Source organism: Streptomyces sp. NPDC055400, assembly GCF_053644375.1.
The window spans coordinates 6589-31385 of sequence record NZ_JBSHLM010000014.1 but is presented as its reverse complement, the minus strand read 5'-3'; the positions used below and the strand labels follow the sequence as shown (position 1 = coordinate 31385).

The following is a 24797-nucleotide window of genomic DNA, read 5'->3' as shown; positions in this document are numbered from 1 at the left end:
CTCGACCCGCCCCGCGCGAGAGGAACGATCATGAGTGCGGTGAGTGAGCAGCTCCCGGACGGCCGCTACGGCCGCTCCCGCTCCGCCGACGAACGAGCGGACCGCACCCTGAAGATCGTCGGCGCCGTGCTCGGCGCCCTGCTCGTCGTCCTGATCGGCTGGTTCGGCTACCACTACGTCTTCGGTACGAAGATCAGCGCCGAGGTCATCACCTTCAAGGCCTCCGACGCGGCGGTCAAGGTGCACCTCGAGGTCCGTAAGGACAGCGACGCCAAGGGTTACTGCACCATCCGGTCGCAGTCCGCCGACGGCGCCGAGGTGGGCCGCGCGGACTTCCGCTTCGACCAGCGCGACAGCCGGATCGACAAGGTCGTGACGCTGCGCACCACGGCCCGCGGCACCAGCGCGGAACTGCTCGGCTGCCACACGGGGTGACCACACGGCGACCGTACGTTCGGCCGTACTGCGGCCGTACGGGTTTCGGCGCCTGACCTGCGGTGACGAATTCTTGATGGCATATGTCCTCCCCCTTCGGCACGTGAATTGTTAGGCTCGTGGTTTCGCCCACCCGTGAAGGCACATGCTTCTGGGTAGGGCGATGCTTTGTATTCCCAGTACCTACGAGGAGCACCTGTGACCCAGACCAGCGAAGACGTCACCTGGCTCACGCAGGAGGCGTACACCAAGCTCAAGGACGAGCTGGAGTACCTGTCTGGTCCCGCGCGCGCCGAGATCACCGTGAAGATCGCGGCGGCACGCGAGGAGGGCGACCTGCGCGAGAACGGCGGGTACCACGCGGCCAAGGAGGAGCAGGGCAAGCAAGAGCTCCGCATCCGCCAGCTGACCCAGCTCCTGGAGAAGGCCAAGGTCGGCGAGGCGCCTGCCGCGGCCGGCGTCGCCGCCCCCGGCATGGTCGTCACGATCGCCTTCGACGGCGACGAGGACGACACCATGACGTTCCTGCTCGCCTCGCGTGAGTACGCGAGCGCCGACATCGAGACGTACTCGCCGCAGTCCCCACTGGGCTCCGGCGTGAACGGCAAGAAGATCGGCGAGGACGCCCAGTACGAGCTGCCGAACGGCAAGCTCGCCTCGGTGAAGATCCTCGCGGCGAAGCCCTACAACGGCTGAGAAGCCGTACGACGGCTGAACCGACCGTATGGCGAAGGCCCCCGGCGCGTGCTGCGCCGGGGGCCTTCGCGTGTTCGCGCGCGGGGCCGAAGCCGTCAGGCCGTCGCGTTGCGGTACTTGCGGACCGAGAGGGTCCGGAAGACGACGATGATCACGACGGACCAGAGCAGCGAGGCCCACACGGGGTGCTGCATGGGCCAGGCGGGGGAGCCGGAGACGCCGGGGTTGCCGAACAGCTCGCGGCAGGCCTGCACCGTGGCGCTGAACGGGTTCCAGTCGGCGATGTGGCGCAGCCAGGGCGTCATCTGGCTGGAGTCCACGAACGCGTTCGAGATGAACGTCACCGGGAAGAGCCAGACCAGCCCGCCCGACGTGGCCGCCTCGGGGGTGCGTACGGACAGGCCGATGAGGGCGCCGATCCACGTGAACGCGTATCCGAGGAGGAGCAGCAGGCCGAAGGCGCCGAGGGCCTTCGGGACGCCCTCGTGGATGCGCCAGCCCACCAGGAGCGCGACGATCGCGAGGACGAGCAGGGTCAGGGCCGTCTGCACGAGGTCCGCGAGGGTGCGGCCGGTGAGAACGGCGCCACGGGACATCGGCAGCGACCTGAAGCGGTCGATGAGGCCCTTGTGCATGTCGTCGGCGATGCCCGCGCCGGCGCCCGCCGTGGCGAACGTGACGGTCTGGGCGAAGATGCCGGCCATCAGGAACTCGCGGTAGACCGCGGGGTCGGTGGTGCCCCCGATGTTCATCGAGCCGCCGAACACGTAGCTGAACAACACCACGAACATGATCGGCTGGATCAGCCCGAAGATGACGACCTCGGGGATCCGCGTCATCCGGATCAGATTGCGCTTGGCGACGACGAGGGAGTCCCTGGCGGACTGCACGGGGCCGCCCGCGGGGCGGGGGGCGAGGGTCTGGGTGACGGCGCTCACTTGACGGCCTCCTTCTTCCGCTTGGGCTGCCTGGCGGCGCCCGCCCCCGGGCCGTTCTCGTCCTCCTTCTCCTCGGCCACGTGACCGGTCAGGGAGATGAAGACGTCGTCGAGCGTGGGCCGGCGCAGACCGATGTCGTCGATCTCGATGCCGCGGGTGTCCAGCTCCCTGATGACCTCGGCCAGGAGCTTGGCGCCGCCGGAGACGGGGACGGTGAGCTTGCGGGTGTGCTGCTCGACGGTGGTCTCGCCCTTGCCGAACCCGGCGAGGACCTCGGCGGCGGGCGTCATGTGCTCCCGCTCGTGGACCACGAGCTCGACCCGCTCGCCGCCGGTCTGGGCCTTGAGCTGGTCGGACGTGCCGCGCGCGATGACGCGGCCGTGGTCGATCACGCAGATGTCGTGCGCCAGGTGGTCGGCCTCTTCGAGGTACTGGGTGGTGAGCAGCAGGGTCGTGCCGCCGGCGACCAGCTCCTGGATGACCTCCCACAGCTGCAGCCTGTTACGCGGGTCGAGTCCCGTCGTCGGCTCGTCCATGAACATCACGGGCGGCGAGACGACGAGCGCGGCGGCCAGGTCGAGCCGGCGGCGCATGCCTCCGGAGTACGTCTTCGAGGTCCGGTCGGCGGCGTCGGCGAGGTTGAATTTCTCCAGCAGCTCGGACGCGCGGGCCTTCGCCTCCTTGGCCTTCATCTGGTACAACTGGCCGACCATCTGCAGGTTTTCACGACCCGTCAGATACTCGTCGACCGCGGCGAACTGGCCGGAGAGTCCGATCGAGCGCCGCACCTCGTTCGGATGCTTGAGAACGTCGATGCCCGCGACGACGGCCTTGCCGCTGTCCGGCGTGAGCAGCGTCGTCAGACAGCGCACGGCAGTGGTCTTCCCCGCCCCGTTCGGACCGAGCAGGCCGAGGACCGTGCCCTCCGGGACATCGAGATCGACGCCGTCCAGAGCCCTGACGTCGCCGAAGGTCTTCACCAGACCTTCGGCGTAGATGGCGCCTGGCATGTGGCTTCCCCCATGGGTTGTGGGTGACCTGTTTGGTTGCCTTGCTCAGGAAAGCTTAGGTACGTCCGTCCGGGCATGCCCGACGGATGGGTGATGTGCACCACACGGTATCGCGATACATCGCGTCTCATCAACTGGTTTCCGTAATCTCCCGGCGGCTCCGCCGGTCAGTCGATGACGAGGTAACCCGCGTCCCGCAGTGCCGCGCCCACCTCGGCGCAGTGCACCGGCCCCTTCGTCTCCAGGTGCAGCTCGACCTCGGCCTCCGTGAGCCCGAGCCGGGGATCGGTCCGTACATGGCTCACGTCAAGGACGTTGGCGTCGACCACCGACAGCACGCCGAGAAGCGTGGCCAGGGCGCCGGGACGGTCCGTCAACCGCAGCCGCAGCGACAGATAACGGCCGGCGGCGGCCATGCCGTGGCGCAGGATCCGCTGCATCAGGAGCGGGTCGACGTTGCCGCCGGACAGCAGCGCCACGACCGGGCCCTCGAAGGAGCGCGGGTCGCTCAGGAGCGCCGCGACCGGGCTCGCCCCGGCCGGTTCGACGACCAGCTTGGCCCGCTCCAGGCAGAGCAGCAGCGCGCTCGACAGCTCGTCCTCGGAGACCGTACGGACCTCGTCGACCAGCTCCTCGACCAGCCGGAACGGCACGTCACCGGGCCGCCCCACCCTGATGCCGTCGGCCATCGTCGCCGGATACGGGATCGACACCGGCCGCCCGGCCTCCAGCGAGGGCGGGTACGCCGCCGCGCCCGCCGCCTGCACGCCGATCACCTTCACATCGGGGCGCACCGCCTTGACCGCCACCGCGACGCCCGCGGCGAGCCCGCCGCCGCCGATGCCCACGACGATCGTGCGCACCTCGGGGCACTGCTCCAGGATCTCGAGGCCGACCGTGCCCTGTCCGGCGATGATGTCCGGGTGGTCGAAGGGGTGGATGAACACGGCGCCCGTCTCGCGCGCGTACTCCTGCGCCGCCGCCAGCGTCTCGTCGACGACCTGCCCGTGCAGCCGCACCTCCGCGCCGTAGTCACGGGTCGCCGCGACCTTCGGCAGGGGCGCGCCGACCGGCATGAAGACCGTGGAGCGTACGCCGAGGAGAGAAGACGCGTGCGCTACACCCTGCGCATGGTTTCCGGCACTCGCGGCGACCACGCCCGCGGCGCGCTCCTCGGGAAGCAGGCCCGCGATCCTGACGTACGCGCCGCGCAGCTTGAAGGAGCCGGTCCGCTGGAGGTTCTCGCATTTGAGGTGCACCGGCGCCCCGACCAGCCCCGAGAGGTACCGGCTGCCCTCCATCGCCGTCATCCGCGCGACCCCCGAGAGCATCTTCTGCGCGCCGCGCACATCGTCCAGGGTCACCGTCGGCAAGGAGTCAGCCGTGCTGTAGCTCATGACGGCAAGTCTCGCAGCTCACGCCGTACGGCTCCCGCTGTGACCACGGTCCGAGACTGGTTTGCGCAGCGTCGGTACGACCCGCCTTCCGGCCGCGTACCCTGTCCCCCAACCCACCACCCCCGCATGAAGTGAGCCCCCGGCCATGCCCACACCACCGGAAACGATGGACATGACGACCGCCGGCGACACCGGCCTCCTCGAAACGCTCCAGCACGAGGTGGCGGTCTTCGCCCGCCGTGCCGAACAGACCCGGCTCGGCGGGGTCGGGCAGGTACGCAACTCGATGGACCGAGCCGCGTATCTGCTGCTCAACCGCCTGGACAAGGAAGGCCCGATGGGCGTCAAGGCGCTCGCCGCGAGCATGGGCATCGACTCGTCGACGGTGACGCGCCAGGTCGCGCCGCTCGTCGACACGGGCCTCGTCAAGCGGACGTCCCACCCGGAGGACGGACGCGCGGTCGTCCTCCAGCTGTCGCCGCGCGGCCTCGCCCGGCTCGACGAGGTACGCACGTCCAGGCAGTCCCTGATGGCCGAGTTGACGCAGGAGTGGACCCCGCAGGAGCGCGAACAGTTCTGCGCGCTCCTCACACGCTTCAACACCGCGCTGTCCGCGCGGCAGGCGGGCCAGGCCGGCGCCTCCGGGGAAGCCGCTCCCGGCTCTTGACCCCGGGCCCGCACCTGCCCTCATATGAGACCGGGCCCCTGTCGCACGCGGCCGGGGCCCGTCCCGTCCCAGCGACCGGCCGCCGAGCGGCCCGGCTGGAGGTGCGGTGCGAGAACGGCGCGCGTTCCAGGACGCCCGCCGGGCCCGGGAGTTCGAGGCGTTCGTCGCGGGCGCGGCAGGGCGGCTGCTCCATGCCGCGACCCTGCTCACCACGGAGCCGTCCGACGACAACCCGCGCGCGCGGAAGCTGCTCGTGGCGGCGCTCGCGCAGACGTACGCCTCCTGGGACCGGCTGCGCGGCGAGGACCCCTACGACCGCGCCCGCAAGGAGCTCGCCCTGCGCTTCGCCCGCGCGGCCTGGCACCGGCACCGCGGGTACGGCGGCGTACTGCGCCACCTCGGCCCGCAGGCCCGGCTGATCCTGGTGCTGCGCCTCTACGAGGGGGTCGGCGAGGAGCAGGTGGCCGCGCTGCTCGGGCTCCCCACGGAGCGCGTCCACGTGATCCACGCGCGCGCCATGGCGCTCGTCCTCCACCCGCCGCGCGGGCCCGCCCCGGCCCTTGAGGACGAGCCGTCCCTGGAGGAGGTGCCGTCATGAACCCACACGCCCACAGGGAACGCGAGGTCCGCGCGGTCCTGGAGGCCGCTCAGGGAGCGCTGCCGCCCGGGATCCACACCGAGGCGGTGCGCAGGGGCGGACGGATCCTGCGCCGCAGGAGAGTGCTGCGCCGCCTGATGTGGCTCGCGCTGTGCCTGGGGATGACCGCGTTCTTCGTATGGGCCCTGCTGGCCAGGCCCTGGGTGGAGCCGCCGTCCGGGACGACTCCACCCCTCACGGGCTGGTGACGGCGCGCCTCCTCGCGGCGGCCGTCCTCGGTGTCAGCCGAGCGCCTGCTGGAGGTCGGCAAGCAGGTCGTCGGCCGACTCGATGCCCACGGAGAGACGTACGAGATCGCCGGGCACCTCGAGCGCCGAGCCCGCGACCGAGGCGTGCGTCATGCGTCCCGGGTGCTCGATCAGGGACTCCACACCGCCCAGGGACTCGCCGAGAGTGAACAGCTTCGCCCGGTCGCAGACCGCGACCGCGGCCTCCTCGCCGCCCTCGACCTGGAACGACACCATGCCGCCGAACGCCTTCATCTGCTTGGCGGCGACCTCGTGACCGGGGTGCTCCGGAAGGCCCGGGTACAGAACACGCGTCACGCGCGCGTGCCGGGACAGCATGTCGGCGACCTTCGTCGCGTTCTCACTGTGCCGGTCCATGCGCACGGGCAGCGTCTTGATGCCGCGCAGCACCAGCCACGCGTCCATCGGCCCGGCGACGGCGCCCATCGCGTTCTGGTGATACGCCAGTTCCTCGCCGAGCGCCGGGTCGGCGACGATCAGCGCACCGCCGACGACGTCCGAGTGACCGCCCATGTACTTCGTCAGGGAGTGCACCACGACGTCCGCGCCGAGCGCCAGCGGCTGCTGGAGGTACGGGCTCGCGAAGGTGTTGTCGACGACGAGCCGCGCCCCCGCCTCCCGCGCGACGTGCGCGACGGCGGCGATGTCGGTGATCCCGAGCAGCGGGTTGGACGGCGTCTCGACCCAGATGACCTTGGTCTTCGGCGTGAGCGCCGCACGCACGGAGGCCGGGTCGCTGGTGTCGGCGACCGACCACTCCACGCCCCACCGCGAGACGACCTTCGCGAACAGACGGAACGTGCCGCCGTACGCGTCGTTCGGGATGACCACGTGATCGCCGGGGCTGAGCAGCGTACGGAGAAGGCAGTCCTCGGCGGCGAGCCCGGAGGCGAACGCGAGGCCGCGGCGGCCGCCTTCGAGGGCGGCGAGGTTCTCCTCCAGGGCGGTCCTGGTCGGGTTGGCGCTGCGGCTGTACTCGTAGCCGCCGCGCAGCCCGCCCACGCCGTCCTGCTTGTACGTGGAGACCTGGTAGATCGGGGGGACAACGGCGCCCGTCAGGGGGTCGGCCGTGTTGCCCGCGTGAATGGCCACGGTCTCGAACCCGTGACCGTCGTGGGCGTTCTGGCTGTTGTGCGTGTCACTCATGCGGCCAGAGCGTAGTGCGCGCACGGGCCGCGCGGCGGCCCTGCCGGGCCTCATTCGCCAATTGTCCGACCCTTCTGGTTCGCTTGGACGCATGGGAATTCTCTGGGTCCTGATGGCAGTGGTCATGTTGGGGGCGGTGCTGGGCCCGTACCTGCTGCGCAGGCGCGGCGGGATACGCCAGGTCGCGCCCGGTTCGCCGGACGCGGCGGACCCCGCGGAGTACGGCTTCATGCGCCAGGAGGACCTGGACGTGCGGCTCCCGGGCCCCGACCAGGACCTGTTGAACGTGATGTCGGTGGTCCAGCGCAACCAGGACTTCACCGCCGCCAAGCAGCTCCTCGCCGGCACGGGCAAGGAGAGCGAGCAGCGCTGGGAGCGTGTGCAGGCGATCGCCGGCGCCGCCGCCCTGGAGCTCGCGCAGACGCCGCGGCTCGGTGCCGGGTGGCTCCACGCGTGGCGTGCCCAGGAGCCCAAGGACCCGGGCGGGGCACAGGTTTTCGCGGAGTTCCTCGTCCAGCAGGCCTGGCGGAACGCGGGCGGTGAAGCGCAGGCCGACGAGCGGCGGATCATCCTGGAGGAGGCCAGGTCGGCCTGCGAGGACGCGGCGCTCCTGGCCCCCGGCGACCCGGTCCCCCACATCACACATCTCGCCGTGGCCCGCGGCCTCGGGTACTCCCAGCACGACTTCGAGCAGCTCTGGCTCAAGATCCTCGACACGGCGCCCGGCCACATGGGTGCCCACCTGGCGGGCCTGCGGTACTGGTGCGAGAAGTGGCACGGCTCGCGCGAGCTCGCCTTCTCCTTCGCCGAGGCCGCCGCCGCGCGCGCCCCGCGCGGCTCGCTCCTCGCCGCGCTCCCCCTCTTCGCGCTCTACGAGCACCTGCCCGACGTCAATCTGGTGCGCAGCTTCTACCAGAGCGAGGTCGTCACCAAGTCGGTCCACGGCGCGCTCTTCGCCGTCCAGGCCGCCCGCCCGGACGACCCGATGCTCGCCCACGTCCGCCACCTCCTGGTGTTCTTCCTGGTCCGCTGCGAGCGCTGGGCCGAGGCGATGGAGCAGCTGCTCCACGTCGACGGTCACGTCGGCGCGCTCCCCTGGACGGCGGGCTCGGACCCGGCGGCGGACTACGCGGTGTACCGGGCGCTCGCGGTCGCGGGCTACGAGGCGAACGGCGGGAGCCCGGCGACGCTGCGCCACTGACCGCCCCGAGCGGCCCGGAATTCCGGGCCGCTCGCCCGGCGCGGGGCTTCCGTCAGGGCGACGACGTCGGCGGTCAGCCCTCCGCGCGGGCCGGCAGCCGCCATCCCGGGCGCGGGAAGTGGCAGGTGTAGCCGTCCGGGTAACGCTCCAGGTAGTCCTGGTGCTCGGGCTCGGCCTCCCAGAAGGGGCCGACCGGCTCTACCTCGGTGACGACCTTGCCGGGCCACAGTCCGGAGGCGTCCACGTCCGCGATCGTGTCCTCGGCGATCCGCTTCTGCTCGTCGTCCACGTAGTAGATCGCCGAGCGGTAGCTGACGCCGATGTCGTTGCCCTGGCGGTTCTGCGTGCTCGGGTCGTGGATCTGGAAGAAGAACTCCAGGATCGCGCGGAAATCGGTCTTCGCAGGGTCGAAAAGGATCTCAATGCCCTCCGCGTGCGTTCCGTGGTGGCGGTACGTCGCGTTCGGCACGTCACCCCCGGTGTATCCGACCCGGGTCGCCGTCACGCCCGGGAGCCGGCGGATCAGGTCCTGCATCCCCCAGAAGCATCCGCCCGCCAGCACGGCCCTCTGCGTCTGCCCAGCCATCGTGGTCCCTCCAAATATCTGTCAGCTCGGTCACTCGGCTCGCACACCCATCCCACGGCCACTGTCCTCAACACGTGAGGGTTCCCAGCGATTCCGTGCCCGAGGCGCCGACCAGGGGCGCACCCGGCAAGCAGGCGTCATCCTTCAGCCGATAGGTGATCACTTTCGGTCAAGGATCTCCTGCGCTGCACGACAGCACCGCTCGCTTGCCACGATGTCCCTCATGGCGGCTTCGGGGGCAAAGGGCGGGCGTTTCGGCGGACTGGACCGGTGGTGGGGCGTCCTGGCCGGCGCTCTTCTGATCGCGGCATGGATCAACTCCTCCGCTGGTCCGGCGGTGGTCATCACGCTCTCCGCGGCCGTGCTCCTGTGGTGCTTCTTCCAAGCCCCCGTGACGTGCGGCGCACCGGTGCGAGGACGGGTGGACGGCTGCCGCAACAACGCCTCGGGACTGCTGCTGGGCTGCCACATTCACCAGCACCGGTGGCAGAAACTCAAGATGCTGATCTTGCGGCGACAGGTGCGCGCGTTCTGCTCCGGCCTGTTCTCGGACGGCAAGGCGGCGATCGTCACGCTGGCCGGTGTGGGCAGCTTCATTTCAGGTCTGGCGGCTCTGGTCCCTGGCGTAGTCGTCACATGACGGCACCCGCCGCCCGAACCCCCTCCTCCGTCGCCGTCCCGGTCATCGGGTGGTCAACGGGTGGCCAGGTCGTGGCCAAGGCGCCGTATGCGTTCGGCATGTGGCCCTGACGGCAGGCGACATAGCGGGATTCGCCCTTTCCTTTGCTGGCTAGTGTGACGGAACGAAAGCGTCCGCGGCGAAGGGGAGACCAGCGGTGGAGGTGCCGATACGTTCGCGGCTTCTCGACTATGCCGAGCACGCCGAAGCGAAACCTCCCGCAGGGGCCGACACCGGTCCGGCGTACAGGCGTTCACGGCTCCTCGACTACGTGGGCGGCGTCGACGCGGGGGCGCTCGCGCACGATGACGGGTCGGGCCCGAAGCCCGGTGTTCCCGCCTACCACACGGCCGTGTACGTACCGGCGCATCCCCGCTATGCCGACATCACGGACGCGGAGGGCCGCCCCGCCCGCGTTCCTTTCATCGCCTACGAGCTGTTCGCGCACCCCTCGGACAAAAGTGTGGCCCTCGCGTTCACCACGCTGGAGAAGCTGGTGTCCGCGCTCGGCCCGGCCCAGCCGTGGATCGCCGCCTCGATCGGCCCGCTGGCCGAGGGCATGCGTGAGCACGGCGCGCGTGTCCGCCTCGACCCCGAGGTGGCGCCGGGGCACCACAACTGGCAGCCGGCCGACCTGGTCGCCTACGCCCGGGAGGTGTCCTGATGGCCGATCTCAAGGTGGTCATGAGCGACCTCACCTCCATGGCCGGCACCTTCCACCGCGAGGCCGGCCACTACCGGGAGCTGCACCCCCAGGTCGCCCCGCCCCTGGCCGGCGGGGGCGACGCCGGGCTCGATCACGCCGTCAAGGAGGTCGCCGACCTCATCGTCGCCCTGCACACCGGCTTCGCCGACCGGCTCGACGACCACGGCGACAAGGTCACCGCCGCCCGCGACTCGCTGCGGCGGCACGACATCGACGTACACGGCCTGTTCGAGGACCTGATGGCGGGCGAGGGCTGATGGCCGACAGTTGGGTCGGCGGTGACATCGGCGCGCTGCGCACGATGGCCGAGACGTACCGCAACGCCAAGAAGGCGCTCGAAGGCGTCGTCCATCCGCTCGGCGGCGCCGTGGACTCGCTGGTGGACGACGCGGGCTGGAAGGGCGAGGCGGCGGAGAGCTTCCGTGCCGCCTGGAGCGAGGACGCCCTGACCGCGGGCGCCTTCGCGGGCCTCGTGCACGACGCCGGGGACATCCTCGGCACGCTCGTCGACGCGCTCTCCGCCTGTGACACCGCACTGAAGAACGCCGAGCACATCGCCACGCGCAAGGGCGTTCCCATGGGCGACAAGGGCGTTCCGCAGGCGTTCGTCACCGCCGATCCGCCCAGCGCCGACGACCAGAAGACGATCTCCGCGGCCACGGAGTACGACACCGTGCGCAAGGAGGTCCTGCACACCGCCCAGCACGCGCGCCTCGTCGCCGCCGACCGGCTGCGCGGCCTGTACGCCCAGGCCACCGCGAAGGTCTCCCCCGGCGACAAGGTCACCCTCGCCGACTATCTGCGCGGCCTGTACGCCTACGACGCAGAGGACGCGCGGGCCGGCGGCAAGGAGGCACGGGCGAGGATCGACGACGCCAAGTCCGAGGAGAACGCCGCCAAGAAAGCACTCCGCAAGGAACGGAGGACGTTCCAGCAGCAGGGCCGCCGGCTGCCCGACGACCTCCCCGCCAAGGGCGCCTATCGCGACGCCGTCGCGGACGTCGAGTCGCTGGAGCAGGACATCGCCCGCGCCGATCACGGGAGCACCGCGCTGCCCTACGACCGCGCTCTGAACGTGAAACTGGCCGATGCCGCGGACGCGCTGCGCGTCGGCGAGGGAGTGGAGAAGCTCCCGGACTTCCTCAAGGAGATCCCGGTCCTGGATGTCGCCGCCGCGGGCACGTGTGGTCTGCTGGAGGCGTCGGACGACCACGACAAGGGCTGGTCCTGGCAGCACTCGATAGCCGTGGACGGCGGTGCCAACGTCGGCGGCCTCGTGGCCGGTACGGCCATCACCGCGGGCCTGGTGGCCGCCGCACCCTTCGACGTCCCCGTAGCCGTGGTGGCCGGGGTCGGCGGCGCGGTCGTGATCGGCGCGACCGGTGTCGTCGACCACGCCTTCCACGAGCACTGGAGCGAGGACATCCACAAGGACGGCGTGGTGGGCGGCGTGCTGCACGGCAGCGGCCATGTCCTCTCCCAGACCGGGGACGACTTCAAGCGACTCGGGAAGGATGTCTGGGGTGGCATCAAGAGCATCTTCTGAGGTTCCCGCCGCGGGGGCCGCGCCCGCGCCGGGCGGTGGACGGATTCCGGTGCTGCCCGGACTCGGGACCAGTTGGTACGAGCGCGGGGCGCGGTACTGGATGCGGCGTACCGGGACCGGTGTGCTGTGGCTGGTCGTGCTGGCGTTCTTCTGTTTCGTCTCGCTGAGCCTCTACTCGGGGTTTCGTGGGGCGCTGCCGTCGGGCGTGCGCACCGTGTGGGACGTGGCGCAGGTCGTCGCGGGCTGTGTGGGCGCCGTGTGGGGCTGGATCGTGCAGCGGCGGGCGCACCGCAGGGACCTGCTCGACCCGCCCAGGCCCGGGCGGGCGCGTGCCGCGCGGCGTGCTTCCGTCCGGCGCTCCACCGGTCTGGCCGTCCTCGGCCGTGGCCTCGTGGTGATCGCGGCTCCTGTCATGCCGGCGTTCGCCGCGTTCTGCGTGGGGTGGAGCGTCGCCGCGCTCACCGTGCGCGAGTATCCGACCGAGGTCGGCGCGCGGCGGGCGATGCAGGGCTAGGCGGGGCGGGCTCGCCTCATCGGCGGGCGTACCGGCGGGCGTTCCGGCGCGACCACTGACAACGGGATCCTCGTACGCGCGTGTCCGATGCGGCGTCCTCAGGCCGCGAGGCGTACCTCGCCCTGGCGCGGGGCGGCCCGGCGGGCGGTGTGGCGGGCGGGCGGAGTCGCGAGGCGGAGCAGTTCGCACCGGCCGAGGGCCAGGACGTCGGCGAGGCCGAGACCCAGGGCGCGGGCCGCGGCCGCCAGTACCTCGGACGACGCCTCCTTGAGGCCGCGCTCGATCTCGGAGAGGTACGGGAGGGAGATCCGGGCCGCGTCGGCGACGTCCTTCAGCGTGCGTTCCTGGGCGAGGCGCTCGCGGCGCAGGACATCACCCACGACGTCGCGCCAGAGCGGCTCCTTGGGCGGCGCCCCGGCGGGCTCAGCCGGGGCGGGGCGCGGGCCCGGGCGCAGGTCCGGGCGCAGAGGGATGACGCGGGCCTGGTTCGACGCGTGGCTGCTCACGGGCTCAGCGTAGGAGCGGCGCACGGCGTGCGGCACATCGTTCTGCCCGCGGCAGAAAACGATGCCCCCACGTCTTGCGTCCACGTCACGCGCCCCGCCCCGCCTCCGCCCGCATCCGCGCCGCCGTGGTCGACGGGTCGTAGCCCTCCGGAACCCCCTCCACGAAGATCACCTCGCCGTCCAGGTTCCGTGTCCGCAGCGGGATGAGCTCCTGGTAGGCGTCGGAGTCGTACCAGCCGTGGGCCGCGGCCTTGTCAGGGAACGAGATGACGACGACGCCCCCCGGCCACGACCCCTCGATGTCCTCCGGCTGGGCGCCGTGCACGAGGAAGCGGCCGCCGAACGGGTCGAGGGTCGACTGGATGCGCTCCATGTAGTCGAAGACCTCTTCGTTCGGCACGGTGGTGTTGCGCAGGGCGGCGATGGCGTAGGCGGTCATGGGGTCCTCCCCGGCAGGATCGGTTCGATGACTCGATCCTGCCGGGGGACGGCCGGACCGTCGATTACGCCTCAGGTAATGCCCTGGGCAGTGCCCCGGACAAAGCCCCGGACAGGGTCCAGGGGATCAGATCGTCGCCGTGTCGATCACGAACCGGTACCGCACGTCGCTCGCGAGCACGCGCTCGTACGCCTCGTTGATCTGGCTCGCCTCGATCAGCTCGATCTCGGCGCCCAGGCCGTGCTCGGCGCAGAAGTCGAGCATCTCCTGGGTCTCCTGGATGCCGCCGATGCCGGAGCCGGAGAGAGACTTGCGGCCCGCGATCACGGAGAACAGGTTGAGGGAGATGGGCTCCTCGGGGGCGCCCACGTTCACCAGGGCGCCGTCGGTCTTCAGGAGCGAGAGGAACGCGCCGAAGTCGAGCGGGGCCGAGACCGTCGACAGGATGATGTCGAAGGTGCCGGCCAGCTCCTCGAAGGTCTTCGGGTCGCTGGTCGCGTAGTAGTGGTCGGCGCCCAGCTTGAGGCCGTCCTCCTGCTTGCGCAGGGACTGCGACAGGACGGTCACCTCGGCGCCGAGCGCGTGCGCGATCTTGACGCCCATGTGGCCGAGGCCGCCCATGCCGAGGACGGCGACCTTCTTGCCGGGGCCCGCGTTCCAGTGCTTGAGCGGGGAGTACGTGGTGATGCCCGCGCACAGCAGCGGCGCGGCCTCGTCGAGGGCGAGGCCCTCGGGGATGCCGACGGTGTAGTTCTCGTCGACGACGATGTGGGTGGAGTAGCCGCCGTAGGTGGGCTCGCCGTTCTTGTCGAGGGCGTTGTAGGTGCCGACGTTGCCCTTGGCGCAGTACTGCTCGAGGCCCGCCTTGCAGTTGTCGCACTCGCGGCAGGAGTCGACCATGCAGCCGACGCCGGCGCGGTCGCCGACGGCGAACTTGGTGACGCCGGGTCCCACCTCGGTGACGATGCCGGCGATCTCGTGGCCGGGGACCATCGGGAAGATGCCCTCGCCCCAGCCGTCGCGGGCCTGGTGGATGTCGGAGTGGCAGATACCGGCGAACTTGATGTCGATCAGGACGTCGAACTCGCCCACCGGGCGGCGCGGAATGGTGGTGCGCTCCAGCGGGGCCTTTGCGGAGGGTGCGGCGTAGGCGCTGACGGTGGTGATGTCTGAGGTCATGCGTCAAGCCTGCCCCAGCCGGAGGCATCCTCCGAGCTCAGGGCCTTGCCCCGCTTTGCGTACGCCCAGTGGTCCTACTACTGGCGGGGTCAGGATCACCTTCGTACGACTGTGGCCGCCCGGCGATACTTGAGGCATGGACGATGACGGGACCCGCGCCACTCCGGCCGCCGGCGAGCCGATGGACCGGCGTGCCGAGCTGAGCGAGTTCCTGCGCACCCGGCGGGCCCGGCTGAAGCCGCAGGACGTGGGGCTGCCGGACTTCGGGCGGCACCGGCGCGTGCCGGGCCTGCGCCGCGAGGAGCTGGCGCAGCTGGCCGGCGTGTCGGTGGCGTACTACACGCGCCTGGAGCAGGGGAACGGGCGGAACGTGTCCGCGGAGGTGCTCGACGCGATCGCGCGCGCCCTGCGCCTCACGGACGCGGAGCACGCGCATCTGACGCATCTCGCGAAGCCGAAGCAGCACAAGAAGAAGCGGGCCTCGCGGGAGCAGCAGCAGGTGCGCGGGGCGCTGCGGCATCTGCTCGACAGCCTGGAGGGCGTGCCCGCGTACGTGTCCGGCCGCCGCTCCGAGGTGCTCGCCTGGAACCGGATGGCCGCGGCGGTCTTCGGCGACTGGAGCGAGCTGCCGCCGCGGGAGCGGAACTGGGCGCGGATGGTGTTCCTCGCCCCGGCCTACCGCGACCTGTTCGTGGAGTGGGATGCGAAGGCGTCCGACATGGTCAGCTATCTGCGGCTGTACGCGGGCTGCCACCCGGACGACCCGGAGCTGTCGGCGCTGGTGGGTGAACTCTCCGTCAAGAGCGAGGAGTTCAGGCGGCTGTGGGCGACGCACGACGTCAAGGAGAAGAGCCACGGCGTGAAGCGGCTGCGGCATCCGCTGGTGGGTGAGCTGAGCCTGAGTTACGAGAGCATGAGCCTGCCCGACGACGAGGAGCAGTATCTCGTGGTCTACCACGCCGAGCCGGGCTCCCCGTCGGCGGAGGCGTTGCGCCTGCTCGCGAGCTGGGGCACGGACGCGGTCCGGGCGGGCCTCGGCGAGAACCTCGGGATCCACCCCGACCGCTGACGTAAGGCCCACCCGCACCCGTCTCGCAAGGTCCTACGGCTGATAGGGCGGCGCCGCCCCCCAGTTCCACAGCGGTACGGGCTGCTCGGCGGGCCGGGCCGCGTCGGGGCCCGAGAAGTACACGGCGAGCCGGGTGCCCCACTCGATGTAGGCGCTGAACGCGGAGCGGAACTCGGCGTCGGACGGCAGGTCCGCCTCGTCCGCCGCGTCCTGCATCAGATTGACCCAGCGGCGGCGCTGCGGCTCCGTGATGTGCTTGCCGACGTGCTTGGCGACCATGTGGCTGTGGCCGCCCTGCTGTTCGGAGTAGGTGGCGGGCCCGCCGAAGACCTCGCCGATCCACAGGGCGACGTGCCCGGCGTGCTCGGGCGGGAGGTCCGCGAAGAGGGGGCCGAGGAGGTCGTCCTTGAGGACCTTGGCGTAGAAGACGTCGGTGAGCCGTGCGAAGGCGTCGGCGCCGCCGGCCCAGTCGTACAGGCTCGGCACGGACGCGCCGGTGCCGCGCACCGAGGTGGGCTTGTAGTGGCGCATCTCGTCGATGTTCCCGACGTACGGCCTGATCTCGGCGAGGAAGTCCTGGAAGAGCTCGGATGTGCGGAAGCCCTCGAGGTGGTCCTCGGTCGAGGTCCAGGTGATGCGCAGGATGAAGTGCTCGAAGTCCTCCTCGCAGCGCGCCAGTTCGTAGTCGACGCATTGGGGCGCGGCGGCGAGTCCGACGGCGGCGCGCGTGTAGGCCGCGAGGAACTCGGCGGACCGGTCCTCGGGGATCCGGTAGCGGATGTACTCGACGGTCTGATTCGTCATGGCCGACAGACAAACACGGACCGGCTCAGCCGTCGACCGTGACCGGGCGGTCCGCGCGAAGTTCGGCGAAGAGACGGGCCTCCTTCCGCTTGTCCCACACGTCTTCACACGGCGGGAGGGCGGGAGGACGTCGCCGCCCTCCCGCCCTCCCGGGTCAGGACAAGGGTTACTTGCCGTAATAGGCGTTGTAGACCGAGATCGTCGCCTTGTTGCCCTTCTTGTCGGCGATCTTGGCGTGGAAGGAGACGGCCTTGCCCTTGGCCGGGTTCTTCACGGTGACCTTGCCGTTCTTGACGTCCAGCTTCTTCCACGTCTGGCCGTAGTCGTAGGAGACGTACACGGACAGCGACTTGAGGTTGCTGCCCGCGGCCGCGCCCTGGACGGTGACGGGGACCGACTGGGTCCTGTCGGCGGGGACGGTGCTGTCGAGGCCGACGGCCGCGTTGAAGCGGGCCGTGGACAGCGGCAGCCTGACCGCCTCGTTCGACGAGGCCGGCTTCTTCGAGCGGAACGTCCAGCTGGCGTCGACACGGGTGGAGGCCGCGGCGATCTTGACGCTGCGCCTGATGGACGTCGACAGCTTGTACTCGGCGTCGCCGGAGGTGACCTTGAAGGGCTTCTCGCCCACCAGCGGGTCGTCGTTCTCTCCGACCTTGGTGCTGCCCTTGTAGAGCGTGGTCTTCACCGAGAGGTACTGCGAGTAGCCGGCGTGGGTCTTGCCGTCGGCGTACATCGGCAGGTTGCCGTAGATCTCGTTGCCGTCGCGGAAGACGCCGTAGTCACCGCCGATACGGGGGCCGAAGACGCCGGTGTTGAACGTCTTCTCGTACGCCTTGCCGCCCTGGAACGACTGGGGCGTGCCGAGCGTGTAGGAGGCCTCCTCGGTCGGGAAGCCGTCGCTGTCCTCGGGGCCGTTCTGCGAGAACTCCAGGCCCCACTTCACCTTGTCGCCGGTGGACAGGTGCAGGGTGCGGGTGCCGGGGAGCTTCTGGTCGACGGCGATGGACCAGCCGCCGTCGCTGACGGGCAGCATGCCGAGCGCGCCGATGGAGCCGGTCTTGTCCTTGGCCGCCCCGCCGAGGCCGACCTTCACCGTGGCCAGGTCGCTCGCCGTGTAGTGCTTGGTGTAGCCGGTGGCGAGCTTCTTCACGGCGCCGCCGGAGACGGTGTCGTACTCGGTGTCGGCGCCCTTCGTCCACACGCCGGTCCACTGCTGCTGGAGCCCGATACCGGTCGGCTCCGGGCCGATGCCGGCCGTGCGGAAGTTGGTGTACGAGTCCAGGAGCCAGCCGTAGCTGGACGAGGAGTCGGCGGTGTCGACCGTGAACTCGGGCGCGGCCAGGACGCCCTTGGCGGCGGCGTCGGGAACGGTGACGGACACGGGCCTGGTGGTGCGGGCGTCGAGCGTGACCGTCGTGTTCTTGGTGACGTCCAGCTTCGGCTGCACCAGCCAGTCGGCGCCCTTGGAGAAGTCCTCGGGGTCGGCCACCAGGTACTCGTTCAGGATGTAACTGCCCTTGGGAACACGGACCTTGACGGTCCCCGAGGACGGGTCGTACGCGTCGAAGGTCGCGCCCGCCGAGGTGCCCGTCAGGGCGGCCAGGGACGTCTCGTAGCCCTGGGCGTCCTTGCCGTCGCGCCCGATGTGCTTGAGCGTCACGTCGTACGACTCGACCTCGCGCTGCACGGCGGCCGCGGTGCGCACGGACTGGCCGCCGCCCGTCGCCACGACGTACGCGGAGTACGCGCCGTCGACCGTGCCGCCGAGCTTCGTGTTCGCGGTCAGGTCCACGGAGGCGGTGCCGCCCGCGGGGACGGTCAGCTTCGCCGCACCGAGCGTGAAGAAGCCGGCCGGGGCGGCCTGGCCCTTCGGGTTGGTGCCGGTGGCCGTCAGGTCGAGGGTGACGTCCTTGTCACCGGTGTTCCGGTACGTCACCTTCTTGGTGATCGCGGTGTCGTCGGTGTGCGGCCACTGTGCGACGCCGAAGCTCACCGAGACGGGCTCGGCGAACACGGTCTGCCCGATGGCCTTGTCGACCTGGATGCGGCCCGAACCCTGCTCGAAGGGCGTGTACGTGCCGCCCTTGGTGGAGCCGGTGAGGACGCCCTTGAGCTCGGCGGACTTCCAGTCCGGGTGCTCCTGCTTGAGGATCGCGGCGGCGCCCGCGACGTGCGGGGTCGCCATCGACGTACCGGAGATCGTGAGGTAGCCCGCGGGGTTCTCGCCGACCTCCTTGTCGATGACGCTGCCCGGGGCGGCGGCGGCCGTGATGTCGACGCCGGGGGCGGTGACGTCCGGCTTGACGGCGCCGTCCCCGATGCGCGGGCCGCGGCTGGAGAAGTCGGCCAGCTTGTCGTTGCCGTCGACCGCGCCGACGGTCAGGGCGGCGTCCGCGCTGCCCGGGGAGCCGACGGTCGAATCGCCGAACTCGCCCTCGTTGCCCGCGGCGATCGCGAAGAGGATGCCCTTCTCGGCGGACAGCTTGTTGACCTCGGCCTCGAGCGGGTCGATCTCCGGGGTGTCGCCGCCGCCGAGGCTGAGGTTGACGACGTCGGCGCCCTGGTCGGCCGCCCACTCCATGCCGGCGAGGATGCCGGAGTCGTCGCCGTAGCCGTCGTCGCTGAGGACCTTGCCGTTGAGCAGCTTCGCTCCGGGGGCGACGCCCTTGTACTTGCCTCCGGACTTGGCGCCCGTACCGGCGGCGATGGACGCGACGTGCGTGCCGTGGCCGAAACGGTCCACGGCGTCGGCGGAGGTGGAGAAGTTCTTCTCGGCGACGACCTGGCCCTTGAGGTCGGGGTGGGTCGCGTCGACGCCCGTGTCCAGGACGGCGATCTTGACGCCCTTGCCGTCGTAGCCGGCCGCCCACGCCTTGGGGGCGCCGATCTGCGGGACCGACTTGTCGAGGCTGGCCTTGCGCACGCCGTCGAGCCAGATGCGGCTGACGCCGGAGGCGGCGGAGCCCCGGGAGGTCGTGACGGCGTCCCAGAGGCGGGTGGCATCCTGCTTGGGCGTGGTGACGGCGTCCGCGTTCAGCGACTTGAGGGTCCTGCGGACCGTGGTGTCACCGGCGTCGCGCACGTCGGCCCGGGCGGCGGTCGCGGTGCCCTTGTAGCCGACGATCACCTTGAGGCCGTGCTTCTGCGCCTTGCGGTTGGCCGACTCGGAGAGCTCGGTGACGTCGAAGAGCCGCTGGTCGAGCTTGCCGCTCGCGACCAGCCGCTGCGCGTCGGCCGGCACTACCAGGGTGTGGCCGCCGACGGTGCGCGTCTGCGCGGGGATGTGCTCGCGGCCCTTGGCGTGCTGATAGCCGACCGGCTTCCCCTTCGCGTCGACGGTGACGCGGTCGCCGGTGATGAGCGTGATGTGCTGCTGAGGCGCGGCCTTCGCGGCCTCGCCGGGGTGTGCCGCAGGGGCGGCGGCCACGGCCGGGGCGGTCAGACCCGCGGTGAGGACGACGGCCGCCGCGGCGGCCACAGTCGTGGCGCTCATTCTCTTTGAGGTTATTCGTGCCTGTCTGTGCAACTTTCCCCCTGGTGACGGTAGTTCACCGGCGGGAGGCCCGAGTGGCCCCCCTGCAGAGAGATGATGCAGGGGGGTCACAGGTTGTGCACTGAAGTGATTGAAATCAGACAGCTTTTGAGTTTTCGGTGATGGTGATCCGGCCCTTGCGGATGGTGGCGAGCCGCGGCGCCCTGCGGGCGATCGACGAGTCGTGGGTGACCATGATGAAGGTCAGCCCGTGCTCCTTGCACATGGTCTCGAGCACGTCCATGATCTCGTCGCGCATGGACTCGTCGAGATTGCCGGTGGGCTCGTCGGCGAGCAGGACCTTGGGGTTCTTGACGAGGGCCCGGGCGATGGCCACGCGCTGCTGCTGGCCGCCGGACATCTCCCCGGGCAGATGGCCGAGCCGTTCGCCGAGGCCGACCGAGTTCAGGGCCTGCGCGGCGCGTTCGCGGCGGTCGGCGGCCTTGAGGCCGAGCGGCACGAGGGCCGTCTCGACGTTCTCCTGGGCGTTGAGCGTCGGGATCAGGTTGAAGCTCTGGAAGACGAACCCGATGGACTCGGCGCGGAACTTGGTGAGCCGCGCCTCCGGGAGCTTCGCCAGGTCGACGCCGTCGAGCTCGATGCTGCCCGCGGTCGGCCGGTCGAGCCCGCCGAGCATCTGGAGGAGGGTGGACTTGCCGCCGCCGGTGGGGCCCTGGATGACGAGCCGGTCGCCGTCGCCGATGGTCAGGTCCACCCCGGCGAGCGCGTCGACGGTGTCCTTGCCGCGCCGGTACTGCTTGGTGACGCCTCTCAGCTGATACATGGTGCAACTCCTGCGGTACGTAGAGGTGTTCGGGAGGCCGCGCGGCGCGGCTACTCGACGCGGCGCAGGGCGTCGGCCGGGCGAAGGCGGGAGGCGCGCCAGCCGCCGAACGCGCCGGCGATCAGACCTCCGGCGACGGCGAGGCCGACGGCGAGCGTGATGGTGGTGGCGCTGACGGGAGCGCTGAGGGCGATGTCGAGGGTCTTGTCGGCCGCCTGCCGCATGCCGGGGCCGCCCATCACCACGCCACTGCCACCACCCCCGCCACCGGCGCCGAGCTGGGCCGTTAGGGTGGGGCTGATGGCGGTGACGGCGTAGGCGCCCGCGAGGCCGACGGCTATGCCGAGGGCGCCGCCGACGAGCCCGTTGACGACGGCCTCGCCGACGACCTGCCGGGTGACGCGTCCGGACCTCCAGCCGAGCGCCTTGAGCGTGCCGAACTCCCGTACGCGGCGGGAGACCGCCGACGAGGTGAGCAGCCCGGCGACCAGGAAAGCGGCCACGAGCACCGCGATGGACAGCCACTTGCCGACGTTCGACGCGAGGTCGGACGCGGTGGACAGGGAGCCGGAGACGGTGTCGGCGAGATCGGCGGACGTGGTCACCGTCGTGCCGGAGATGTTCTTCTGGATGGTGCTCTTGACGGCGGCGATCTGCTGCGAGTCGGTCGCCTTCACATAGACCGTGGTGATCTTGTTCTTGGCGTCGGCGAGGCTCTGCGCCTGCTTCAGCGGCACGTACAGGTTGGCGGCCGCGTCCCCGCTGTCCGCCGTCGCGATGCCGATGACCTCGTACTTGTCGCCCTTGATCTTGACGGTGTCACCGACGGCGAGCTTCTTCTCCTTGGCGTACGCCGAGTCGACGACGGCCACCTTGGCGTCGGTCTCGGACGTCTTGAACGTACGCCCCTTCGTGATCTTGGAGGAGGTGAGCGGACCGAGGTTCTGCTGGGCGACGTCGGTGCCGTACACGCTGTAGGAGTTGACGTCGAAGGAGGCACCGCCGCCCTCGACGCGGCCCTGCGGACCACCGGTGCCGCCGGGCCCGCCCTTGACGGCCCCGCTGCCCTGGTCCTGCTTGAACTGGCCGCGTTTGAACTCGCCGTTGACCTTCAGGACCTGGAGGCTGAGGCCGCCCACGGAGTCCGCGACGCCCTTCTGCCGGGCGACCTTGTCGACGGTCGAGGAGGCCAGGGTCTGGAAGCCCTGCACCATGACGCGGTCGCTGCTCTGCTCCTCGCCGTCGTCCTTGGCGCCGAACTCGAAGCGCGGCCGCCCGGTCTCACCGCTCTTGGGCGCCTGGGCGGCCTTGGTGACGGTCATGTCGGTGCCGAGGCCGTACAGGGACTGGAGGACCTTGTCCTGGGCCTGGTTCATGCCGGAGGACACGGAGTTGACCACGATGACCAGCGCGATGCCGAGCGCGAGCCCGGAGGCGACGACGAGGGCCGCCTTTCTGCGGCGGCGCAGTTCGCGCCTCAGGTAGGTGAAGAACATGCCGTGAAGCTAGGGACACACCGTGATGTTCGGATAAGCCCGGGATAAGAGACCGATGAGAACTCGCGGAAAGCCCGAAGGCCCGCACCCCGTCCGGGGTGCGGGCCTTCTGCGAGGACTGTCGGACTCGGGACCGTCAGACGGCCGAACCGGCCGTCCACTGCGCCCAGTCCAGGTTCCAGCCGTTGAGGCCGTTGTCGGGCTGGATGGTCTTGTCGCCCGTGTTCTTCACGACGACGACGTCACCGACCATGGAGTTGTCGTAGAACCAGGCACCCGGCGTGTTCGGGTCATCGGCACCCTTGGCGTCGGACAGGCCGACGCAGCCGTGGCTCGTGTTGGCACCACCGAAGATCGACTTGGCGCCCCAGTAGTTGCCGTGGATGAAGGTGCCGGAGTTCGACAGACGCATCGCGTGCGGCACGTCCTTGATGTCGTACTCGCCCTTGCCGTCGTCGTCCTTGAAGCCGACCGTCGAGCCGTCCATGCGGGTCTCCTTGAACTTCTCGGAGATCACCATCTGGCCCTGGTACGTCTTGTTCTCCGGCGAACCGGCCGAGATCGGGATCGTCTTGACGACCTTGCCGTCCCGCGTGACCGTCATGGTCTTGGTCGCCGCGTCGACGGTCGAGACCTGGTTGCGGCCGATCTTGAAGGTGACCGTCTTCTGCTGCACGCCGTAGACGCCGTTCGCACCCTGGACGCCGTCGAGGTTCAGCTTCAGCGTGACCGTGGAGCCGCCGGTCCAGTAGTCCTGGGGGCGGAGGTCGAGGCGCTGGTTGCCGAACCAGTGGCCGACGACCTCCTGACCGCTGCTCGAGGAGACGGTGATGCCCTTCTGGACATCGGCCTTGTTCGTGATCGCCTTGTCGAAGTTGATCGAGACCGGCATGCCGACGCCGACGGTGGAGCCGTCCTCGGGCGTGAAGTTGCCGATGAAGCTGTTGGCCTGCGAGACCGTCGTGAACGAGGCGTTCTCGTGGGCCGCGCGGCCGCTGGAGTCCTTGGCCTCGGCGGCGATCTTGTAGACAGTGGCGCGCTGGAGCTGGCCCGCGGGCTTCCAGCTCTTCTTGTCAGCGGATATCTGCCCCGGGACCGCCGCGCCCTCGGCCGTCGTCATCTTCACGTTCGTGAGCGAACCCTTGCTCACGGTGACAGCTGCGGCGTTGTTGATGCTGGCGTTGTCGGAGCCGTCCTTCGGCGCGATCTTGATCAGCGCCTCCGACGTCTTCTGGGCGGCGGCCTCGTCCACGGCGGCCTGGGACTTCGTGCCGCCGCCATCGGCACCACGGGCGTCGCTGCCGCTTCCGCTGCAGGCGGAGAGCACCAGCACTCCTCCGACCAGAGCGGACGCGGCCATCAGACCCTTGCGCCGCTTACTGTCCGTCATCACACGCATCTCCATCGTCGCCGATTTCCCAACAACCCCGAAGGCCCTGCGGGCCCCGATCCCCGCCAAGCGGGATTCCCCAATAGCCCATGTAACGCCATGACCGGTTCGTCCCGTTCAAATTCCGTCCCCGATGTGGGGGATGCCACGCCCGAACTGCCGTGACCAGGCATTCACCCGTGGTAACAGAACCCTCCCGATGCCCTCTGCGGGACGGGGGAGCCCCGGCCGGCGGCTGCCACCCGGGGCTCCCGGGTCCACACGGTCCGACCCGGCCCCGCATCCCGCCCCAGGACCTTCCGAAAGCCCTAGTCGTCCGCGTCGAGGGCGTCGCCGGAGTCGTCATCATCCACGTCGAGGTCCCAGTCGGGCGAATCGGGGTCGTAGTCGACCTGCTCGCTGGACCAGGAGGCCTGTACGAGGTCCGTCCCGGGCACCTCGCTGACCAGGTCGAACGGGTCGACGAGATAGGCGAGTGCCTCCGCCTCGTCGTCGTTGACGGCGGCCTCGGCATGGGCGCGCTCGTCGCCCGGCATGTCATCGTCCTCGGCGATGCGCTGCAACGCCGCCCCCGTGAGGGCGGCGGTGTCCTCGATCTCCAGGACCAATTCCACGCGGAGCCGAACAAATCGTGATGTCTCAGGGGTGCTCATACGACGGAGCGTAAGCCTCACCCCACTCGTGACTTTCCTGTGACCCGCACCTTTCACTAACATCGCCTCACACGGCCAATTCGCCAGCTCCACAAGGGGGATCGATTCCGTGTCCGCCGCACGACGATCGCTGCTCACCGCCACTGCCGCCGGGACACTCCTGGCTGCTCTGTGGTTCGTTCCGTCCGCCACCGCGACGCCCGAGAAGACAGCGGAGGCAGATCAGCAGCAGGCCGCGACAGCGGTACACACACAGGCCGAGGGCCAACTGCGCCTGGCCGACACGGGGACGGTCGATACGACGCCGTACGTGATCGGCGGCTCGACGTTCCTCGGGATCGGCGCCGGCTTCCTGACGTACTCGGCCAGGAAGAGCCGCGCCGCGGCCTTCTGAGCACAAAAGAGCCGGGGCGCCCCCCCCGGGGGGGGGCCCGCGCGGGGGCCCCCAGCCCGCGGCCCCCGGGCGGGGGCCCCCCCCGCCCCCCGGTGTGCGCCCCCCCCCCCGCGGGGGGCGGCCC

27 protein-coding genes are annotated in these 24797 nt (G+C 70.4%); 13 read left to right on the top strand and 14 right to left on the bottom strand.

Translation table 11 applies throughout. The features are described 5' to 3' along the window. Nucleotides 1–30 precede the first annotated feature (30 nt). Entirely contained in the window at nt 31–435 is a 405-nt protein-coding gene (locus tag ACWIGU_RS31745) for a DUF4307 domain-containing protein (RefSeq protein ID WP_454405119.1), read from the top strand. 198 nt (nt 436–633) lie between these two features. Then, nucleotides 634–1131, top strand: a complete 498-nt coding sequence (gene greA / locus ACWIGU_RS31740; RefSeq protein WP_227296969.1) for a transcription elongation factor GreA — start codon at nt 634–636, stop codon at nt 1129–1131. Nucleotides 1132–1226: 95 nt separating this feature from the next. Here greA and ACWIGU_RS31735 read toward each other — a convergent pair whose 3' ends face one another. The 3 genes from ACWIGU_RS31735 to ilvA form a co-directional block, all read right to left on the bottom strand. After that, a complete protein-coding gene (locus tag ACWIGU_RS31735) occupies nt 1227–2069 on the bottom strand; it encodes an ABC transporter permease (RefSeq protein ID WP_454405118.1) in 843 nt (280 codons plus the stop codon). Continuing rightward, on the bottom strand, nt 2066–3079 hold the full coding sequence (locus ACWIGU_RS31730) for an ATP-binding cassette domain-containing protein (RefSeq protein WP_454405117.1): 1014 nt from the start codon (nt 3077–3079) through the stop codon (nt 2066–2068). The genes ACWIGU_RS31735 and ACWIGU_RS31730 overlap by 4 nt, the downstream gene beginning before the upstream one ends. Nucleotides 3080–3246: 167 nt before the next feature. Further along, nucleotides 3247–4476 carry a threonine ammonia-lyase gene (ilvA, locus tag ACWIGU_RS31725; RefSeq protein ID WP_454405116.1) on the bottom strand — a complete coding sequence of 410 codons (1230 nt, stop codon included), beginning with the start codon at nt 4474–4476 and terminating at the stop codon, nt 3247–3249. Between the two features lie 166 nt (nt 4477–4642). On the opposite strand from ilvA, the gene ACWIGU_RS31720 reads away from it, so the two are divergent. The 3 genes from ACWIGU_RS31720 to ACWIGU_RS31710 all read left to right on the top strand — a co-directional run bounded on the left by ACWIGU_RS31720 (nt 4643) and on the right by ACWIGU_RS31710 (nt 5989). Next, on the top strand, nt 4643–5143 hold the full coding sequence (locus ACWIGU_RS31720; protein ID WP_356289593.1) for a MarR family winged helix-turn-helix transcriptional regulator: 501 nt from the start codon (nt 4643–4645) through the stop codon (nt 5141–5143). A gap of 106 nt (nt 5144–5249) precedes the next feature. Further along, a complete protein-coding gene (locus tag ACWIGU_RS31715) occupies nt 5250–5741 on the top strand; it encodes a sigma factor-like helix-turn-helix DNA-binding protein (protein WP_454405115.1) in 492 nt (163 codons plus the stop codon). Beyond that, a complete protein-coding gene (locus ACWIGU_RS31710) occupies nt 5738–5989 on the top strand; it encodes a hypothetical protein (RefSeq protein ID WP_454405114.1) in 252 nt (83 codons plus the stop codon). The genes ACWIGU_RS31715 and ACWIGU_RS31710 overlap by 4 nt, the downstream gene beginning before the upstream one ends. Nucleotides 5990–6022: 33 nt before the next feature. Here ACWIGU_RS31710 and ACWIGU_RS31705 read toward each other — a convergent pair whose 3' ends face one another. Beyond that, nucleotides 6023–7195, bottom strand: coding sequence for a cystathionine gamma-synthase (locus ACWIGU_RS31705; RefSeq protein WP_454405113.1), 1173 nt, complete (start codon nt 7193–7195; stop codon nt 6023–6025). A 91-nt stretch (nt 7196–7286) separates the two neighbouring features. Here ACWIGU_RS31705 and ACWIGU_RS31700 point away from each other — a divergent pair, with 91 nt between their 5' ends. Next, nucleotides 7287–8396, top strand: coding sequence for a hypothetical protein (locus tag ACWIGU_RS31700; RefSeq protein ID WP_454405112.1), 1110 nt, complete (start codon nt 7287–7289; stop codon nt 8394–8396). A 73-nt stretch (nt 8397–8469) separates the two neighbouring features. Here the strand turns inward: ACWIGU_RS31700 and msrA are convergent, their stop codons facing one another. Next, a complete protein-coding gene (gene msrA / locus ACWIGU_RS31695; RefSeq protein WP_454405111.1) occupies nt 8470–8982 on the bottom strand; it encodes a peptide-methionine (S)-S-oxide reductase MsrA in 513 nt (170 codons plus the stop codon). A gap of 223 nt (nt 8983–9205) precedes the next feature. Here msrA and ACWIGU_RS31690 point away from each other — a divergent pair, with 223 nt between their 5' ends. The 5 genes from ACWIGU_RS31690 (at nt 9206) to ACWIGU_RS31670 (ending at nt 12427) form a co-directional block, all read left to right on the top strand. Continuing rightward, nucleotides 9206–9622 (top strand): hypothetical protein, encoded by a 417-nt coding sequence (locus ACWIGU_RS31690; RefSeq protein WP_454405110.1) that lies wholly within the window; start codon nt 9206–9208, stop codon nt 9620–9622. A 196-nt stretch (nt 9623–9818) separates the two neighbouring features. Beyond that, on the top strand, nt 9819–10325 hold the full coding sequence (locus ACWIGU_RS31685) for an SAV_915 family protein (RefSeq protein WP_454405109.1): 507 nt from the start codon (nt 9819–9821) through the stop codon (nt 10323–10325). After that, a complete protein-coding gene (locus tag ACWIGU_RS31680) occupies nt 10325–10624 on the top strand; it encodes a DUF6317 family protein (protein WP_454405108.1) in 300 nt (99 codons plus the stop codon). Before ACWIGU_RS31685 ends, ACWIGU_RS31680 begins: the two co-directional genes overlap by 1 nt. Continuing rightward, complete coding sequence (locus ACWIGU_RS31675) at nt 10624–11913, top strand: WXG100 family type VII secretion target (protein WP_454405107.1); 1290 nt, start codon at nt 10624–10626, stop codon at nt 11911–11913. Before ACWIGU_RS31680 ends, ACWIGU_RS31675 begins: the two co-directional genes overlap by 1 nt. Before the next feature lie 49 nt (nt 11914–11962). Then, nucleotides 11963–12427, top strand: coding sequence for a hypothetical protein (locus ACWIGU_RS31670; protein WP_454405106.1), 465 nt, complete (start codon nt 11963–11965; stop codon nt 12425–12427). Between the two features lie 98 nt (nt 12428–12525). Here the strand turns inward: ACWIGU_RS31670 and ACWIGU_RS31665 are convergent, their stop codons facing one another. The 3 genes from ACWIGU_RS31665 to ACWIGU_RS31655 form a co-directional block, all read right to left on the bottom strand. Continuing rightward, entirely contained in the window at nt 12526–12933 is a 408-nt protein-coding gene (locus ACWIGU_RS31665; protein ID WP_454405105.1) for a helix-turn-helix domain-containing protein, read from the bottom strand. Nucleotides 12934–13018: 85 nt separating this feature from the next. Next, nucleotides 13019–13372: a DUF1330 domain-containing protein gene (locus ACWIGU_RS31660; protein WP_454405104.1), complete on the bottom strand. Its 354-nt coding sequence runs from the start codon at nt 13370–13372 to the stop codon at nt 13019–13021. Nucleotides 13373–13498: 126 nt separating this feature from the next. Beyond that, complete coding sequence (locus ACWIGU_RS31655; protein WP_356289591.1) at nt 13499–14539, bottom strand: NAD(P)-dependent alcohol dehydrogenase; 1041 nt, start codon at nt 14537–14539, stop codon at nt 13499–13501. Between the two features lie 148 nt (nt 14540–14687). Between ACWIGU_RS31655 and ACWIGU_RS31650 the strand changes: the two genes are divergently transcribed. After that, nucleotides 14688–15620: a helix-turn-helix domain-containing protein gene (locus tag ACWIGU_RS31650; protein ID WP_454405103.1), complete on the top strand. Its 933-nt coding sequence runs from the start codon at nt 14688–14690 to the stop codon at nt 15618–15620. Between the two features lie 33 nt (nt 15621–15653). Here the strand turns inward: ACWIGU_RS31650 and ACWIGU_RS31645 are convergent, their stop codons facing one another. The 6 genes from ACWIGU_RS31645 to ACWIGU_RS31620 all read right to left on the bottom strand — a co-directional run bounded on the left by ACWIGU_RS31645 (nt 15654) and on the right by ACWIGU_RS31620 (nt 24279). After that, nucleotides 15654–16424 carry a globin domain-containing protein gene (locus ACWIGU_RS31645; RefSeq protein ID WP_454405102.1) on the bottom strand — a complete coding sequence of 257 codons (771 nt, stop codon included), beginning with the start codon at nt 16422–16424 and terminating at the stop codon, nt 15654–15656. A 166-nt stretch (nt 16425–16590) separates the two neighbouring features. Then, complete coding sequence (locus tag ACWIGU_RS31640) at nt 16591–19917, bottom strand: S8 family peptidase (RefSeq protein WP_454405101.1); 3327 nt, start codon at nt 19915–19917, stop codon at nt 16591–16593. A 136-nt stretch (nt 19918–20053) separates the two neighbouring features. Next, the gene (locus tag ACWIGU_RS31635; RefSeq protein WP_454405100.1) at nt 20054–20740 is read right to left on the bottom strand and encodes an ABC transporter ATP-binding protein; all 687 of its coding nucleotides are present in this window, start codon (nt 20738–20740) and stop codon (nt 20054–20056) included. A gap of 50 nt (nt 20741–20790) precedes the next feature. Next, nucleotides 20791–22236 (bottom strand): ABC transporter permease, encoded by a 1446-nt coding sequence (locus tag ACWIGU_RS31630; protein WP_454405099.1) that lies wholly within the window; start codon nt 22234–22236, stop codon nt 20791–20793. A gap of 136 nt (nt 22237–22372) precedes the next feature. Further along, nucleotides 22373–23641 (bottom strand): L,D-transpeptidase, encoded by a 1269-nt coding sequence (locus ACWIGU_RS31625; RefSeq protein WP_454405098.1) that lies wholly within the window; start codon nt 23639–23641, stop codon nt 22373–22375. 293 nt (nt 23642–23934) lie between these two features. Next, complete coding sequence (locus ACWIGU_RS31620) at nt 23935–24279, bottom strand: hypothetical protein (RefSeq protein ID WP_356289534.1); 345 nt, start codon at nt 24277–24279, stop codon at nt 23935–23937. 109 nt (nt 24280–24388) lie between these two features. On the opposite strand from ACWIGU_RS31620, the gene ACWIGU_RS31615 reads away from it, so the two are divergent. Continuing rightward, a complete protein-coding gene (locus ACWIGU_RS31615) occupies nt 24389–24673 on the top strand; it encodes a hypothetical protein (protein ID WP_454405097.1) in 285 nt (94 codons plus the stop codon). Nucleotides 24674–24797 lie beyond the last annotated feature (124 nt).

What these genes read in the sequence shown, in the direction of transcription:
- ACWIGU_RS31630 (WP_454405099.1), bottom strand. Translation starts at nt 22,236, where the DNA reads ATGTTCTTCACCTACCTGAGGCGCGAACTGCGCCGCCGCAGAAAGGCG.
- ACWIGU_RS31700 (WP_454405112.1), top strand. Translation starts at nt 7,287, where the DNA reads ATGGGAATTCTCTGGGTCCTGATGGCAGTGGTCATGTTGGGGGCGGTG.
- ACWIGU_RS31645 (WP_454405102.1), bottom strand. Translation starts at nt 16,424, where the DNA reads ATGACGAATCAGACCGTCGAGTACATCCGCTACCGGATCCCCGAGGAC.
- ACWIGU_RS31625 (WP_454405098.1), bottom strand. Translation starts at nt 23,641, where the DNA reads ATGGAGATGCGTGTGATGACGGACAGTAAGCGGCGCAAGGGTCTGATG.
- ACWIGU_RS31690 (WP_454405110.1), top strand. Translation starts at nt 9,206, where the DNA reads ATGGCGGCTTCGGGGGCAAAGGGCGGGCGTTTCGGCGGACTGGACCGG.
- ACWIGU_RS31640 (WP_454405101.1), bottom strand. Translation starts at nt 19,917, where the DNA reads ATGAGCGCCACGACTGTGGCCGCCGCGGCGGCCGTCGTCCTCACCGCG.
- ACWIGU_RS31650 (WP_454405103.1), top strand. Translation starts at nt 14,688, where the DNA reads ATGGACGATGACGGGACCCGCGCCACTCCGGCCGCCGGCGAGCCGATG.
- ACWIGU_RS31680 (WP_454405108.1), top strand. Translation starts at nt 10,325, where the DNA reads ATGGCCGATCTCAAGGTGGTCATGAGCGACCTCACCTCCATGGCCGGC.
- ilvA (WP_454405116.1), bottom strand. Translation starts at nt 4,476, where the DNA reads ATGAGCTACAGCACGGCTGACTCCTTGCCGACGGTGACCCTGGACGAT.
- ACWIGU_RS31730 (WP_454405117.1), bottom strand. Translation starts at nt 3,079, where the DNA reads ATGCCAGGCGCCATCTACGCCGAAGGTCTGGTGAAGACCTTCGGCGAC.
- ACWIGU_RS31720 (WP_356289593.1), top strand. Translation starts at nt 4,643, where the DNA reads ATGGACATGACGACCGCCGGCGACACCGGCCTCCTCGAAACGCTCCAG.
- ACWIGU_RS31675 (WP_454405107.1), top strand. Translation starts at nt 10,624, where the DNA reads ATGGCCGACAGTTGGGTCGGCGGTGACATCGGCGCGCTGCGCACGATG.
- ACWIGU_RS31635 (WP_454405100.1), bottom strand. Translation starts at nt 20,740, where the DNA reads ATGTATCAGCTGAGAGGCGTCACCAAGCAGTACCGGCGCGGCAAGGAC.
- ACWIGU_RS31710 (WP_454405114.1), top strand. Translation starts at nt 5,738, where the DNA reads ATGAACCCACACGCCCACAGGGAACGCGAGGTCCGCGCGGTCCTGGAG.
- ACWIGU_RS31705 (WP_454405113.1), bottom strand. Translation starts at nt 7,195, where the DNA reads ATGAGTGACACGCACAACAGCCAGAACGCCCACGACGGTCACGGGTTC.
- ACWIGU_RS31660 (WP_454405104.1), bottom strand. Translation starts at nt 13,372, where the DNA reads ATGACCGCCTACGCCATCGCCGCCCTGCGCAACACCACCGTGCCGAAC.
- ACWIGU_RS31620 (WP_356289534.1), bottom strand. Translation starts at nt 24,279, where the DNA reads ATGAGCACCCCTGAGACATCACGATTTGTTCGGCTCCGCGTGGAATTG.
- ACWIGU_RS31745 (WP_454405119.1), top strand. Translation starts at nt 31, where the DNA reads ATGAGTGCGGTGAGTGAGCAGCTCCCGGACGGCCGCTACGGCCGCTCC.
- msrA (WP_454405111.1), bottom strand. Translation starts at nt 8,982, where the DNA reads ATGGCTGGGCAGACGCAGAGGGCCGTGCTGGCGGGCGGATGCTTCTGG.